The organism is Pseudomonas sp. AMR01, from assembly GCF_041946035.1.
Taxonomy (GTDB): domain Bacteria; phylum Pseudomonadota; class Gammaproteobacteria; order Pseudomonadales; family Pseudomonadaceae; genus Aquipseudomonas; species Aquipseudomonas antarctica_B.
The window spans coordinates 125,047-139,312 of the sequence record NZ_JAUTYR010000010.1; the positions used below are offsets into that span (position 1 = coordinate 125,047).

At 61.7% G+C, this 14,266-nt stretch carries 12 protein-coding genes; 7 read left to right on the forward strand and 5 right to left on the reverse strand.

Going from position 1 to position 14,266, the window contains the following annotated elements; genetic code table 11:
* Positions 1-31: 31 nt before the first annotated feature.
* Entirely contained in the window at positions 32-1,021 is a 990-nt protein-coding gene (locus tag Q7C20_RS12120) for a hypothetical protein (protein WP_375067599.1), read from the forward strand.
* 2 nt (positions 1,022-1,023) lie between these two features.
* Entirely contained in the window at positions 1,024-1,401 is a 378-nt protein-coding gene (locus tag Q7C20_RS12125) for a hypothetical protein (protein ID WP_375067600.1), read from the forward strand.
* Positions 1,402-2,146: 745 nt separating this feature from the next.
* On the opposite strand, the gene Q7C20_RS12130 is transcribed toward Q7C20_RS12125, so the two are convergent.
* The 4 genes from Q7C20_RS12130 to Q7C20_RS12145 all read right to left on the reverse strand — a co-directional run bounded on the left by Q7C20_RS12130 (position 2,147) and on the right by Q7C20_RS12145 (position 7,551).
* Complete coding sequence (locus Q7C20_RS12130) at positions 2,147-2,908, reverse strand: alpha/beta fold hydrolase (protein WP_375067601.1); 762 nt, start codon at positions 2,906-2,908, stop codon at positions 2,147-2,149.
* A gap of 102 nt (positions 2,909-3,010) precedes the next feature.
* Entirely contained in the window at positions 3,011-4,411 is a 1,401-nt protein-coding gene (locus tag Q7C20_RS12135) for an efflux transporter outer membrane subunit (protein ID WP_375067603.1), read from the reverse strand.
* The gene (locus Q7C20_RS12140; RefSeq protein ID WP_375067605.1) at positions 4,404-6,395 is read right to left on the reverse strand and encodes a MacB family efflux pump subunit; all 1,992 of its coding nucleotides are present in this window, start codon (positions 6,393-6,395) and stop codon (positions 4,404-4,406) included. Before Q7C20_RS12140 ends, Q7C20_RS12135 begins: the two co-directional genes overlap by 8 nt.
* Complete coding sequence (locus Q7C20_RS12145) at positions 6,379-7,551, reverse strand: efflux RND transporter periplasmic adaptor subunit (RefSeq protein WP_375067607.1); 1,173 nt, start codon at positions 7,549-7,551, stop codon at positions 6,379-6,381. Before Q7C20_RS12145 ends, Q7C20_RS12140 begins: the two co-directional genes overlap by 17 nt.
* 256 nt (positions 7,552-7,807) lie before the next feature.
* Between Q7C20_RS12145 and Q7C20_RS12150 the strand changes: the two genes are divergently transcribed.
* From Q7C20_RS12150 to Q7C20_RS12170, 5 genes are all read left to right on the forward strand, one after another.
* On the forward strand, positions 7,808-8,290 hold the full coding sequence (locus Q7C20_RS12150; RefSeq protein WP_348058035.1) for a sigma-70 family RNA polymerase sigma factor: 483 nt from the start codon (positions 7,808-7,810) through the stop codon (positions 8,288-8,290).
* Between the two features lie 328 nt (positions 8,291-8,618).
* Positions 8,619-9,956, forward strand: coding sequence for a lysine N(6)-hydroxylase/L-ornithine N(5)-oxygenase family protein (locus tag Q7C20_RS12155; RefSeq protein ID WP_375067609.1), 1,338 nt, complete (start codon positions 8,619-8,621; stop codon positions 9,954-9,956).
* Between the two features lie 66 nt (positions 9,957-10,022).
* On the forward strand, positions 10,023-11,243 hold the full coding sequence (locus Q7C20_RS12160) for a putative DNA modification/repair radical SAM protein (protein WP_375067611.1): 1,221 nt from the start codon (positions 10,023-10,025) through the stop codon (positions 11,241-11,243).
* On the forward strand, positions 11,240-12,073 hold the full coding sequence (locus Q7C20_RS12165) for a TIGR03915 family putative DNA repair protein (protein ID WP_375067613.1): 834 nt from the start codon (positions 11,240-11,242) through the stop codon (positions 12,071-12,073). Before Q7C20_RS12160 ends, Q7C20_RS12165 begins: the two co-directional genes overlap by 4 nt.
* Before the next feature lie 137 nt (positions 12,074-12,210).
* Complete coding sequence (locus tag Q7C20_RS12170; protein WP_375067615.1) at positions 12,211-13,104, forward strand: GNAT family acetyltransferase; 894 nt, start codon at positions 12,211-12,213, stop codon at positions 13,102-13,104.
* Positions 13,105-13,246: 142 nt separating this feature from the next.
* Here the strand turns inward: Q7C20_RS12170 and Q7C20_RS12175 are convergent, their stop codons facing one another.
* Positions 13,247-14,266, reverse strand: a complete 1,020-nt coding sequence (locus Q7C20_RS12175; RefSeq protein ID WP_375067617.1) for a branched-chain amino acid aminotransferase — start codon at positions 14,264-14,266, stop codon at positions 13,247-13,249.

The window sequence follows — 14,266 nt, forward strand, 5'->3', positions numbered from 1 at the left end:
CGCCATCTTCATTGCATTCGGGATGCAAGGCATGGCGCAGGGATTCGTAAATGACCGCACAACGGACTACCTCAGTTTAAAGTCCAGGCTGATCGACAGCGCCTCAAACCGGCAGCGGGCTGAGCACTTTGATGCATTGAACCGGCATCTGCGGCCAGGGTTGGTGACGCCGGGGCAGTTGGTGATTGTTCCGGATACCTACAGCGTGAGTTGTTCGCTGGAGGAAGCCTGGTTGATGCGGTATGCCCAAGAGGTTCGACGGGATCTGGATGCATCGGCGGGTTCGGCAGTCATCAATAACTATGACTTGTTACAGAGCTTTCTGACGTATGGCTCGATCGGTGTGGGCAGTGCGAGTTCTGCCTGGGGGCGGCACTTGAAGGACGTGGCGGCTACGTTGGAGGCGATCGAGCACCTGCACCAGCGCTTGAAAGGCGGTGGGTTGGACCGGGGCGAATTTGTTCGGCAGCGCCAGGTGTTGTTTGGGCAACTGGACACGCAGTTGCAAGGGGCTGCACGGTTTGGGAGTGGGCTGCGGGGGAATCAGTCGTTGAAGAAGGTGCTGGGGGTTTCGACCAAGAGTTACCTGCATAAGGGGGAGATTGTGGGGTATGCGCAGCGGATGAAAGGGATTGCGCAGGCGTCGAAATGGTTGGGAAGAGGAACGTACGTGGGGCTGGTGATGGATACGGCGGCGGCGGGGTTGGAGATCAAGGAAGCGTGTGTGACGGGCAGGGAGGCGCAGTGCAGGCGCGCAAAGTATGTGGAAACTGGGCGGTTGGCAGTTAGCGCGACAGGGGCGGCTTCCTTTGGAACATTGGGTGCTGCACTGGCTCGCAAGTTCTGTACGCTTGTTTTGGGGGTTGCGACTAAAGGGCGAGGAGAATTGGTTTGCGCAGTTATCGGTGGTGCTGGGGCAGGGTATACAGGCGGCGATATTGGTGGTTATGGCGGTGCGCTTCTAGGTGGAAAAATCCTCGAGGTCAACGGTGATGTGATATTCCAACCGGAAGGTGCTTAGCCATGGATTATTTCCTCGCTTATACCATTGTGTGGGTAGTTGGAATGTTTATCCTTTTGGGGCTGATGCTATTTGCTGAATATACAAAGCTTGATGAGGTGGAAAGCTACTTCAGCAAAAACGAAAAGGTTCTCGCCAATAAGCGATTTTGGGGAGGAGGGCAGCGGATCGACAGGCTGTTCCGAATGCTATTGATGGTTGAGATTCTGTGGATTCCAAAGCCTTATTTAAAAGCAGGTTTTGTGACTGAGGCCGAGCTCGCCTCTGTGCCTTTGGCGCTCAAACGCTGGGTATTGTGGCCCTACTATTTTGGGTTTATCTGGCTTATCGCAACGGTGGTGTGGTCCGTATGGCGTTGGTGGTGCGGCATCGTAATCTGACTCGGTCGGGTGGGGGATTTGGGGCGCACGGTGTTTTTTTTGTTGGGGTTTGAGCTTAGTTGGTGGGGGGGTGGGCGAGTACATATCCGTTATTGAGTGAAGGCTGATATGGGTTCCGCTCTTACAGCGGGTCACTTTTGGCAAACGCCCCAAAAGTAACCAAAAGGTCTTCGCCCCACCACTAGGTGCCTCGCTGTGGCTCGGCATGCCCGCACGCAGGCTTGAATCCGTGGGCCGCCGCGATGGGCCATCCTTGGCCCAGCGCGGCTAACCCGGCGTCCTGCCGGGTTACCCACGGATTCAAGCCTGCGTTCGGCCAGCGTGGTTAACGGGGCGCCTTAGATCAAAATCAAAAGCAAGATCAAAAGCACGGCGGCCTAGTAGCCGACCTGAGTGGTTGAATCAAAGGCGCTGGTTTTTCTAGAGCAGATTGCGGTTCTTCAGACAAATGGAGATCCAAATGTGGGAGCGGGCTTGCTCGCGAATGCGGTGAATCAGTCAATGCATGTGCTGACTGACACACCGTCTTCGCGAGCAAGCCCGCTCCCACATTTCTGACCGAGCAAGACTTCAATATCTGCACAAATCTGCTTCTCTGTGGGAGCTGGCTTGCCTGCGATGGCGGTGTATCCGCAGCAAATGGGCTGACTGAGCCACCGCTATCGCGGGCAAGCTCCCACAGTGGTCGGGTTTTCATATGGAGCTCAGTGGTTGTGATCGAGCAAAGGGGTCGTAAACGCGGTGATTATTCCCAACTGCCCACATCAAGACAGCGGGTGGAGACGGGCGGCTGTTTGCCGTAGATCAGGAAATCCCCCACCCATTGGTTGATGCATCCGGTGGCGACTGCGTTGGGCCGGGTCGACTCTTTGAGCAATAACAGCTCGACGCCGGAGGCGAGCGGTTCACCGTGCTCGGTGTTGACCAGCACCATGCGGGCCACGCGCTCGGGAAACAGTGCGGCATAACGGCCGCCGAGGCGTGTGGCGTCGGCGTTGCCGAGGTAGTGGAGTTGCGCCTCGCCCAACTGCCCGCGCACAAATTCCATGTCCTGCGCGGCCTGCTCTATGCCGTTGTCCTGATCGAGGTCGCGGGGGCTCAGCTCGATCACGTCATACCGGTTTGCCAGCGTGCGATACGCCGGGGTGGCGTAGGACTCCCAGCGGCTGACCAAGTGAAGGGCGAACGTGGCGACCTGGGTTTTGGGCTGCTCGCCGGACTGCACAAACACCACGCCCTCGCGGCTCAGCGGATCCCGCGCGCCGACGCGGGTTACGGCCAGGCGCACTTTGCCGCGCGCCGGCGCAGCATAGTCGCGGGGCACGCTCACGGTGCCGCATTGGGTGCGGTCGAGTACTTCGGGGTCTTGTCGGGCAGCCGCGGGAAACGGACAGTCCAGCAGCCAGTCAATCGCCGTGGGCGCGATCAGGGGCTTGGCATCGCTCAGCTGTGCGATCAGCCAAAGGCAACCGCACGCCAGGCGTTGCAAGAAAGCGCTGGTTTTCATCATGAGGGTCCGGGCAGCCGTATGAGGACGGCTTTTTACCAAGGACCCGGGGTCAAGGAATGTAGGACGAATAAACGTCCTGTGTAAGGAAATGGAGTTTTGTTATCGGATATCGACTTCCCAGCCGCCACCCAGGGCTTTGTACAGGGCAATACTGGCTTGCAAACGCAATAGCCGCAGTTGCACATTCGCGTCCTGGGCGGCGTACAGCGTGCGTTGGGTTTCCAGCACGCTCAGCAAGTCTTCGGCGCCTGCCTTGTAGCGGCTTTCGGCAATCTGGAACGCGCTCTGGGCCTGTTGCAATTCCTCGGTTTGCCAGTGGCGTTGCTCGTCCAGGCGCGTGATGCTGCTCAGGGATTTCTCCACATCGGCAAAGCCGTTGATGATCGCGCCGCGATAGGTGTGCAGCAACTCGTCCTGGCGGGCGCGGGCCTTGTCGCGTTCGGCGCTTAAACGGCCACTGTTGAAGATGGGCGCCACCAGCCCCGAGGTCAGGGTGTAGAACGGGCTGCGCAGAATCTCTTCGGCTTTGTACGCGCCCGAGCCGAATGTAGCGCCCAGGGTGACGGTGGGCAGCATCGCCGCACGGGCCACGGTGACGTCGGCACTGGCCGCAGAGAGCTGCGCTTCAGCCTTGGCGAGGTCGGGGCGTCGGCTCAACAGCTGGCTCGGTACACCGGGGCCAATGGTAGGCCAGGACAGCGTCTGGAAAGGTTCGTTGCCCAGGTCGAGTGCCTGCACCGGCTGGCCGAGGAGGGCGGCGAGGGTGATTTGGGATTCTTCGGCCAGTTGCTGGATCAGCGGTAACTGCCGTTGCTGGCCTGCCACCAGGCTTTTCTGTTGGGCCAGCTCCAACGCCGTGGCTGAGCCGGCGTCGTAGCGGGTCTGTACCAGGTTGAGCACGTCTTGCGCATTGGCAAGGTTCAGTTCGGCGATCTGCTGGCGTTGGCGGGCGGCAAGGGTTTGTGCGTAGCGGTCCGCCACGTTGCCAAGCAGGGTCAGCTCCACGGTGGCCTGGTCGAACTCACTGGCGCGCAGGCTGTGCAGCGCGCTGTCCCGGGAGGCGGCCCGACCGCCCCAAAAGTCCAGCTCGTAGCTGGCGCTGAGGGTGGCGCCAAAACTGTCGACAGTCTTGTTGCTGTCGGTGGCGTCCAGGTCCGAATTACCGCTGCCGCGCAGCAGCTTTTCACGGCTGGCGGTGAGGTTGAAATTCACCTCGGGCCTTAACCGCGCACCGGCGATCACGGCGCTTGCCTGGGCCTGGCGCACCCGCGCCATGGCGGCGGCCACGTCTTGACTGTCACGGCGTGCCTGATCGATCAGGCGGTTCAGTTGCGGGCTGCCAAAGTGCGTCCACCAACGCTTGTTGATGGCCTGGGTGGCGTCCCGCTCGGCGTATTGCCAGGCCGCAGGCGGCGCAACGCCGCTGTCGAGGGCGGGCGGGTTGCCGGCGCAGGCGTTGAGCAGCAGGCACAGGCTGAGCAAAGTCAGTCGTTTATTCACTGGTGAGGGCCTTAACCGGGTCGAGCCGGGCAGCTTTGCGGGCCGGCATAAAGCCGAATACGACACCGGTGACCAACGCACAGCCAAATGCGCCAAGCACCGCCACCAGCGAGAACTGCACAGCGATGTCTGCCAGCACCAGCACGCCGCCCACCAGCAGGGCGAGGGCGATGCCACACAGGCCACCGACCACCGAGAGCATCACCGCCTCGGTGAGAAACTGGCGCAGGATGTCGCGCTGGCGCGCGCCCGTGGCCATGCGGATCCCGATTTCGCGGGTGCGTTCGCGCACGGTCATCAGCATGATGTTCATCACGCCGATGCCGCCCACCAGCAGGGAAATCGCGGCAATCGAACCGAGCATCAACGACAGCGTGTTCTGCGTGCGCGCTTCGGCCTGGATCATGGCTGCGCTGTTGGTCAGCTTGTAGTCGCGCTTGCCGTTGTGCAGGTTGAGCATGAGCTGATCAATCGCCTGTTCGGTTTCATGCACCTTGCGTGCATCTGCAGCGGCAATCACCACGTATTCGGGGTTATAGGTGCCGAACAGGCGCACGCTGGCGGCGGTGTAGGGGATGGCGACACGGTCGTCGCTGTCTTCACTGCCGGAGCTGGAGCCTTTTTCCGCCAGCACGCCGATGACCTGGAACGGCACATTCTCGATCAGGATGTATTCGCCGATCGGGCTGGCCACGTCCTTGAACAGTTTTTCGCGGATGCGATGGCCGATTACGGCGACCGTGGCCCCGGCGCGCTCGTCCGCCTCGGTGAAATAGCTGCCCTGGACCACCGGCCAGTTGAAAATCGCCGGGAAGTTAGTGTCATTGCCGCCCACGTAGGCCATGTGGTCGACATTGCCGAAGCGCACGCCGGCGTCTGCACCGTTGACCGGCATGATGCGCTTGACCTGAGGCAGGCCCGCGAGCGCTGCGACGTCGTTGAGCGTGATGATGCCCGGCGGCGTGCGCGGGTTGGGTGAGGAGCCGCTCAGGTAGATGATGTTGGAGCCGAACGCGCCCATCTGCGCCATCACCTGGCGCTTGCTGCCTTCGCCCACTGCGAGCATCACCACCACCGACGCCACGCCAATGATGATCCCCAGCAGCGTCAGCGCCGTGCGGAAGCGGTTGATCCACATCACGCGCCAGGCGGCGTGCACGGCGTCCACCAGCTCGGCCTTCCACGCGCCGTTGTGCTCGGCGCCGTCGGCCAGGCGCTGGCGCAAGTCGACGGCTTGCAAGGCCGTGCTGCCGGCAACTGCTGGCACATGGGCGTCACCCTCTGCCGAATCGCTGACGATGGCACCGTCGCGAATTTCGATGATGCGGTTGGCCCGCGCCGCCACGTCGCGGTCGTGGGTGATCAGGATCACCACATGGCCCCGGCTTGCCAACTCGTCCAGCAACGTCATGACTTCGGCGCCGCTGCTGCTGTCGAGGGCGCCGGTGGGTTCATCGGCGAGAATGATATGGCCGCCGTTCATCAGCGCCCGGGCAATCGAGACGCGCTGTTGTTGGCCGCCGGAGAGTTGGTGCGGACGGTTGCCGGTGCGCTCGGCCAGGCCCAGGCGGGTCAACAAGGCGTTGGCGCGGGCGTGGCGCTCGGCGGCGCTGATACCGGCATAAATCGCCGGCATTTCGACGTTTTCCTGGGCCGAGCCGGAGGGGATCAGGTGGTAGCCCTGAAACACAAACCCAAAGGCTTCACGGCGCAGCCATGCCAGCTCGTCGCTGCCCAGGTGCGCGACGTTTTCACCGGCGAACAGGTAGTCGCCCTCGGTGGGGCGGTCCAGGCAACCCAGAATGTTCATCAGCGTGGACTTGCCGGAGCCGGAAGCGCCGACGATGGCGACGAATTCCCCGGCATGGATCGACAGGTCGATGCCGCGCAGTACATCGACCTGCGGGCTGTCGCCGCCGCCGTAGGATTTGCGGATGTGCTTGAGTTCGATCAGCGGCGTGGTCAACTCAACCTCCACTGCCATCGACCGGGCCGATCAGCAGGTGATCGCCTTCGTTGAGGCCGCCGAGCACTTCGACGCGCAGGCGGTCGCTGATGCCCAGGCGCACTTCGCGCTCCTCAATGGCACCGTTTTTGGCTACTACGCGCGCGATTGGCTTATCCGCGCCATGGCTGTTCAACAGCGCGGCGACGGGGGCGGTGAGGGCGTCCTTGACCTGGCTGGCGACGAAAAATACCTGAGTGGTCATTTCGGCCATCAGCGCATGGTCGGCGTTGTCCACGTCCAGCAGCACGGTGTACAGCACCACGCGGCCGCTGCCGCTTTTACTGGAGCTGTTGGGGCTGCCGCCGCCCTGGGCGGTTTCGTTCAGCGGCTTGGGCGGGATGGGCAGAATCTGCCGCACAGTGCTGGTCCAGCGCCGGCTGCCGCCGCTGAGGGTGGTGAAATACGCGTTCATGCCGGGTTTGACGTGGCCGATGTCGGCTTCAGAGACTTCGGCCCACACGGTCATCGGCGACAACTTGGCGATACGCAGAATCAACGGCGTTTGTTGCTGGGCGTTGAGGGTCTGGCCGACCCGTGCGTCCACCGCGACCACCGTGCCGTCCATCGGCGCGAAGATGCGCGTGTAGCCCAATTCGGCTTCGTCGCTGCGCAGGCTGGCCTGGGCCTGGCGGATCTGCGCCTGGAACATATCAACCCGCGCCTGGGTGGCGCTCAGCTGCGCCTTGGCGGTTTGCACGTCTTCTTCGCGGGTCGCATTGCCGGCCACCAGGCGTTGCTGGCGCGTGTATTTCTGGCGGGCCAATTCGTGTTGGGCCTTTTGCTCCTGCAACTGGGCCTGAAGGTTTTCGATGGCGTAGCGGCTGGCGTCGAGCTTGGCCTTTTGCGTGGACGGGTCGATCTCCACCAGTAATTGGCCTGCCTTGACCTGGTCGCCGGCCTCGACGTGAATCTTCTGGATTTGCCCCGACGCTTGCGCGCCCACGTCTACATAGCGCCGTGGTTGCAGGGTGCCGAGTGCGGTGACGCTGCTTTCAATGTTGCCGCGCGTGACAGTGACGGTCGCCAGGGTGTCGCGGCCCTGTGGCAGAACTTGCCAAGCGGCGATGGCTATCACAGGCATCAGGCACGCCGCCACAAGCAGGGCACGTCGGGCAGGTCGAGAGCGTTTCATGCTTAGGTTCCAGCGGAAAAAGTTCGGAGCGCAGTTGCGCAGAGCTGACAGGTAAACGAGGAAATCGCCGGGGGATTTAGGCCGTTACACAATCGGTAACAGCTACGCGGGATAAAAAAATCGACAGTTGATGCGAGACTTCTTAAAACTAGATGAGAATTACTATAAATTGCACGCACTCAAACTGCCATCATCGATGGGCTGTCTTCTTTAGCACTCAGGGATTGGATACCGTCTCTCCAGACGGTCGGGAGTCATGTTGGAAAACTACTATCGCGAGCTGGTGTGTTTCATCAACGCCAAGCTGGGTAACCGCCAGGTTGCCGAGGATGTGGTGCATGACGCCTATGTGCGGGTGCTGGAGCGTTCCAGCGATACGCCGATCGAACAACCCCGCGCATTTTTGTACCGCACTGCGCTCAACCTGGTGATCGACGGCCATCGGCGCAACGCCTTGCGCCAGTTCGAGCCACTGGAAGTGCTCGACAGCGAAGGGCGCTTCTCCAACGGTTCGCCCCACGCCAGCCACGATCAGGTGCAGCGCCTGGAAATGCTCGAGCGCGCGTTGGCAGAATTGCCGGCGGCGTGCCGCGACAGTTTTCTGCTGCGCAAACTCGACGGCTTGAGCCACCTGCAAATCGCCGAGCGCTTGAGCATTTCCCGCAGCCTGGTGGAGAAACACATCGTCAACGCCATGAAGCATTGCCGGGTGCGCCTGCGCGAGTGGGATGCGCACTGAGCGTGCGCCGTTTTTCAAGGTCTTTGTGCCAAGCCCTCGAGCTGACCCAGGTAACACACAGCCTGTGGCGAGCGGGCTTGCCCCGCGTTGGGTTGCGAAGCAGCCCCAAAAGAGATGTGCGCGGGGTGTCAGAAATTCCGTGGCGAATGGTTTTAGGGCTGCTCCGCAACCCAACGCGGGGCAAGCCCGCTCGCCACGATGAGCGCTCATTGATTAAATTTTATTTCATTGTCCTCGTTTCCTATCAACACATGACCTGTTGATCAGCCTTCAGGTCTCGAAGGCATTCCCGCCCCACCGCCACGGGGCTTATCCAGAGGACACTGGAATGACACAGGCAATTGCTTCGCCCGCCGTTCATGACCTGATCGGCATCGGTTTCGGCCCGTCGAACCTGGCGCTGGCCATCGCGCTGCAAGAGCGCGAGAAGGCCCAGGGCAAACTGGACGTGCTGTTTCTCGACAAGCAGGCCGACTACCGCTGGCACGGCAATACCCTGGTGACCCAGAGCGAACTGCAGATTTCCTTCCTCAAGGACCTGGTGACCCTGCGCAACCCCACCAGCCCGTACTCCTTCGTCAATTACCTGAAAGCCCACGACCGACTGGTGGATTTCATCAACCTGGGCACCTTCTACCCGTGCCGCATGGAGTACAACGACTACCTGCGCTGGGTCGCCGGCCAGTTCCAGGCCCAGGGCCGCTATGGCGAGGAAGTGCTGGCCATCGAGCCGATCCTGCATCAGCAACAGGTCGAGGCGCTGCGGGTGATTTCCCGTGACGCGCAGGGCGAGCAGCATGTGCGCACCACCCGCTCGGTGGTGGTCAGCGCCGGCGGCACGCCGCGTGTGCCGCTGGCGTTCAAGGGCCTCAAGGATGACGCGCGGGTGTTCCACCATTCCCAGTACCTGGCGCGCATGGCTCAGCAGCCTTGTGTTGACGGCAAGCCGATGCGCATCGCGATCATCGGCGGTGGCCAGAGCGCGGCCGAAGCCTTTATCGACCTGAACGACAGCTTCCCGTCGGTGCAGGTCGACATGATCCTGCGCGGTTCGGCACTAAAGCCCGCCGATGACAGCCCGTTCGTCAATGAAGTGTTTTCGCCGGCGTTTACCGACCTGGTCTTCCAGCAAGTCGGTGCCGAGCGTGAGCGCCTGGTCGCCGAGTACCAGAACACCAATTATTCGGTGGTGGACCTGGACTTGATCGAGCGCATCTACGGGATTTTCTATCGCCAGAAAGTTTCCGGCATCGCCCGTCACGGGTTCCGCACCATGACCGTGGTGGAAAAAGCCGCCGCGGGCTCGCTGGGCATCGAACTGACCCTGCGCAACAACGCAACCGGCGAAACCACGCTGGGGCATTACGACGCCGTGGTGCTGGCCACCGGTTACGAGCGCCAGATGCACCGCGAGCTGCTCGCGCCGCTGGACGCCTACATGGGCGACTTCGAGGTCAGCCGTGACTACCGCATCGTCACCGACGAGCGCTGCAAGGCCGGTATCTACATTCAGGGTTTCAGCCAGGCCAGCCATGGTTTGAGCGATACCTTGCTGTCGATTCTGCCGATTCGCGCCGATGAGATTGCCGCGTCACTCTATGAACACGACCGCCATCGTGGCCAGGGACGTTCGGTGCAGGACCTGCTGCTGGCCACGGCCAGCTGACAGGCTGCACTTGTGACCAGAGGGTTCGACTGATACTGTACAAAAAACCAGTATCGGTAGAACCTCATGCAGTTGATCGAAAAACTCAGCATCCTCGCCGACGCCGCCAAGTACGACGCCTCCTGCGCCAGCAGTGGTGCGCCCAAGCGCAGCTCCGAGGGCAAGGCCGGGCTGGGTTCGACCGACGGCATGGGCATCTGCCACAGCTACACGCCTGACGGGCGTTGCGTGTCGTTGCTCAAGGTGTTGCTCACCAACTTCTGCCTGTACGACTGCCAATATTGCGTCAACCGCCGCTCCAGCGACGTGCCCCGCGCACGGTTCAGCCCGGAGGAGGTGGTCACCCTGACCCTGGATTTCTACCGGCGCAATTGCGTCAGCGGGCTGTTTCTCAGTTCCGGCATCATTCGTTCGTCCGACTACACCATGGAGCAGTTGGTTCGTGTGGCCAAGCTGCTGCGCGAAGAGCACGATTTTCGCGGCTATATCCACCTCAAGACCATTCCCGATGCCGACCCGGCGCTGATCGCCGAGGCAGGGCGTTATGCCGACCGGTTGAGCGTGAACATCGAACTGCCCACCGAGACCAGCCTGCAAACGTTGGCCCCGGAAAAAACCATCGTGTCCATCAAGCAGGCCATGCAAACCATCTACACCGGCGAGCAGACGGTGCTTAATGAACCGCGCGCGCCGCGTTTCGCCCCGGCCGGGCAGAGCACCCAACTGATCGTCGGCGCCGACGACACCGATGACAGCACCATTCTTCACGGTGCCGAAGCGTTGTATGGCAATTTCAAGCTGCGTCGGGTGTATTACTCCGCGTTCAGCCCCATTCCCAACAGCCCTAAAAGCGTGCCCCTGGCCGCGCCGCCGCTGATGCGCGAGCACCGCCTGTATCAAGCGGACTTTCTGCTACGCAGCTACGGCTTCAGTGCCAACGAGCTGTTTGAAGGCCCAGGCCATCTTGCGTTGGATATCGACCCCAAGCTTGCCTGGGCGCTGGAACATCGCGAGGTGTTCCCGCTCGACCTGAACCGCGCCGAACCCACGCTGATCGCGCGTATTCCCGGCATTGGCCTGCGCACCACCCAGCGCCTGGTCGACCTGCGCCGTGAGCGCAAGATCCGCTTCGAAGACCTGGCGCGCATGCGGTGCGTACTGGCCAAGGCCAAACCATTTTTCATCACCAGCGACTACCACCCGCAACAGGCGGAAAGCACCAGCGTGTTGCTGCGTGAGCAACTGCGCGATCGCCCGGCGCCGCAGCAAATGGGCCTTTGGGGATGATCAGTCTTGAATGCGACAACCTGTTCAGTACCTGGCGCGAACAAGCGCGCTGGCTGCTCAGCCATCAGGTCGACCCCAGCCAGGTGAGCTGGGGCGAGGCCGAAGTGGCCGACCTGTTCGCTACCGACGAGTCTGTTCCCGAGGGGCTTGGCCCGTTCCAGGCACGGATTCCCAAAGCGCTGCTGGAGTTGCTGGAGTCGGCCGCGTGTTATCACGGCCATCAGCGCTGGAGCCTGCTGTACGAGGTGTTGTGGCGGGTCAGCCACGGCGACCGCACCGCGATGCTGGCCGGCGACAAGTTGGGCAGCGAGTTGCAGCGGCGGATCAAGCAGGTGAGCCGTGAAGCTCACCATTTGCATGCGTTCGTGCGGTTTATCGCCTTGCCGGCTGGGGCGGGCCCGGAGTTGCCGGAGTACGTGGCCTGGCACGAGCCGGCCCACGATATTTTAAAGTCGGCCAGCCAGCATTTTGTAGGGCGCATGGGGCGTCATCGCTGGATGATCGCCACGCCGCTGGACGGGGTGTATTACGACGGCGAGCAATTGATTCATCAGCGTGAGTGCCCCGAGGCGTGGCGGCAACTGGCGCAGAATGTTGAAGACCCGCACAGTGCCATGTGGTTGACCTACTACAGCCACATCTTCAACCCGGCGCGGTTGAACCCCAAGGTGATGGAAGGGCACTTGCCGAGCCGATTCTGGAAGAATTTGCCCGAGGGCAAGTTGATCCCTGGGTTGATCAGCGAGGCGCGCACGGGGAAACAGAAGGATGGGCAGGCGAAGCTGGTGGGCGCCCGGCCTGGGAAGAGAATCTTGAGCGGGCATGGTTAACAATGTGGGAGCGGGCTTGCTCGCGAATGCGGTGAATCAGTATTGAACCTGCTGACTGACTCACCGCATTCGCGAGCAAGCCCGCTCCCACATTGGTATGGTTGGGGCTGTTATTGCGCCGTCAGCCTGGAGGATTCATGTCTACCGCCATTCGTCTCGCTCAAACCGCCGATGCCGAGGGCATCAGTCAGGTCATCCTCGCGGCGTTGCACAGCAGCAATGCGCGGGATTACCCGGCGGATGTGATTGCCCGGGTGGCGAGCAATTTCACCCCGCAGGCGGTGCTGGCCTTGATGACGCGCCGTGTGGTGCTGGTGGCGGTTCAGGATCAGCGGGTGGTTGCCACGGCGGCGCTGGATGGCAATGTGGTGCGTTCGGTGTTCGTCAACCCGGCGTTGCAAGGGCAGGGGATTGGGCGGCTGTTGATGATCGAAATCGAACTGCGTGCCCGTGAGGCGGGCGTCACGGTGTTGAGTGTGCCGTCTTCGCTGACCGCCGAGCCGTTCTACACGAAGCTGGGGTTTAACACCGTGCGCGATGTGTATCACGGCAACGAGCGTACTTTAGTGATGGAGAAACCTTTGTCATCCCGGCACCCCATTGGGCCGTACCGCGACCGACAGCACCGGGCGCAGGTGGTTGCCTTGTGGCAGGAGGCTTTTGGCTACGAGACTGCGCACAATGTGCCGACCCTGGCGATTGACAAGAAGTTGGCGGTCAACGACGGGCTGTTCTTTGTGGCGACGGACAAGAAAACCGTGATCGGCACCATCCTCGCCGGGTACGACGGGCATCGTGGCTGGCTGTATTCGGTGGCGGTGCAGGCTGATTATCGACGCAGGGGATTGGGCGCGTCATTGGTGCGGCATGCGGAGGGAGCGTTGAGTGCGCTGGGCTGCATGAAGATTAACCTGCAGATCACCGGCGGCAATGATGCGGTGGTGGGGTTTTATGAAGCGTTGGGGTATGGGGTGGAGCCGAGGATCAGTATGGGGAAGAAGGTTGCGGTGAATATCCCTACTGGTTCGTGAGACCACTAGAGAACAAATGTGGGAGCGGGCTTGCTCGCGAAAGCGCTGGGTCAGTCAATAAACCTTGTGACTGACCCACCGTTTTCGCGAGCAAGCCCGCTCCCACACAAGCCCATTCCCAAGACGGGTTGGGCGCTGTTGTTTAGACCTTGACGATCCAGCCTTCCGGCGCTTCAACTTCACCGGTCTGCACGCCGGTCAGCTCTTTGTAGAGCCGCTGGGTGATCGGGCCGACTTCGGTCTCGCTGTGGAACACGTGCAGTTTGCCGTTGTACTGAATGCCGCCAATTGGCGAGATCACGGCAGCAGTGCCGCAGGCACCGGCTTCCTTGAACTGGTCCAGTTTGTCGATGAACACTTCGCCTTCGACAACGGTCAGGCCCAGGCGGGACTGAGCCAGTTCGATCAGCGACAGGCGAGTGATGCCGGGCAGCACCGAAGGCGATTTCGGCGTGATGAACTGGTTGTCGTGGGTGATCCCGAAGAAGTTGGCCGAGCCGACTTCTTCGATTTTCGAATGGGTCATCGGGTCCAGGTAGATCGCGTCGGCGAAACCGGCTTTCTTCGCTTCCGAACCCGGCATCAGGCTGGCGGCGTAGTTGCCACCGACCTTGGCGGCGCCGGTGCCTTGTGGCGCGGCGCGGTCGAAGGTGGAGATCTGGAAGTTGTGGGGCACCAGGCCGCCCTTGAAGTAGGCGCCGACCGGGATGGCGAATACCGAGAAGATGAATTCCGGCGCAGTGCGCACGCCGATGTTGTCACCGGTGCCGATCACGAACGGGCGCAGGTACAGCGCGCCGCCGCTGCCGTAGGGCGGAATGAACCGCTCGTTGGCCGCGACCACTTGTTTGCAGGCGTCGATGAACACGTCGGTCGGCACATGCGGCATCAGCAGGCGCGCGCAGCTGCGTTGCATGCGGGCGGCGTTCTGGTCCGGGCGGAACAGGTTGATCGAGCCGTCCTTGCAGCGGTAGGCCTTGAGGCCTTCGAAGCATTGCTGACCATAATGCAGGGCGGTGGAGCCCTCGCTGATGTGCAGCACGTTGTCGTCGGTCAGGGTGCCTTCTTGCCACTCGCCGTTTTTCCAGACCTGGAGAAACCGCTTGTCGGTCTTGATGTAGTCAAAACCCAGCTTGTCCCAATTGATGCTTTCGTTACCCAT

Bases quoted from the DNA above. Each gene is read 5' to 3' on its own strand.
- Q7C20_RS12125 (WP_375067600.1), top strand. From the start codon at position 1,024: ATGGATTATTTCCTCGCTTATACCATTGTGTGGGTAGTTGGAATGTTT.
- Q7C20_RS12130 (WP_375067601.1), bottom strand. From the start codon at position 2,908: ATGAAAACCAGCGCTTTCTTGCAACGCCTGGCGTGCGGTTGCCTTTGG.
- Q7C20_RS12175 (WP_375067617.1), bottom strand. From the start codon at position 14,266: ATGGGTAACGAAAGCATCAATTGGGACAAGCTGGGTTTTGACTACATC.
- Q7C20_RS12120 (WP_375067599.1), top strand. From the start codon at position 32: ATGGCGCAGGGATTCGTAAATGACCGCACAACGGACTACCTCAGTTTA.
- Q7C20_RS12155 (WP_375067609.1), top strand. From the start codon at position 8,619: ATGACACAGGCAATTGCTTCGCCCGCCGTTCATGACCTGATCGGCATC.
- Q7C20_RS12140 (WP_375067605.1), bottom strand. From the start codon at position 6,395: ATGGCAGTGGAGGTTGAGTTGACCACGCCGCTGATCGAACTCAAGCAC.
- Q7C20_RS12170 (WP_375067615.1), top strand. From the start codon at position 12,211: ATGTCTACCGCCATTCGTCTCGCTCAAACCGCCGATGCCGAGGGCATC.
- Q7C20_RS12150 (WP_348058035.1), top strand. From the start codon at position 7,808: ATGTTGGAAAACTACTATCGCGAGCTGGTGTGTTTCATCAACGCCAAG.
- Q7C20_RS12165 (WP_375067613.1), top strand. From the start codon at position 11,240: ATGATCAGTCTTGAATGCGACAACCTGTTCAGTACCTGGCGCGAACAA.
- Q7C20_RS12145 (WP_375067607.1), bottom strand. From the start codon at position 7,551: ATGAAACGCTCTCGACCTGCCCGACGTGCCCTGCTTGTGGCGGCGTGC.
- Q7C20_RS12160 (WP_375067611.1), top strand. From the start codon at position 10,023: ATGCAGTTGATCGAAAAACTCAGCATCCTCGCCGACGCCGCCAAGTAC.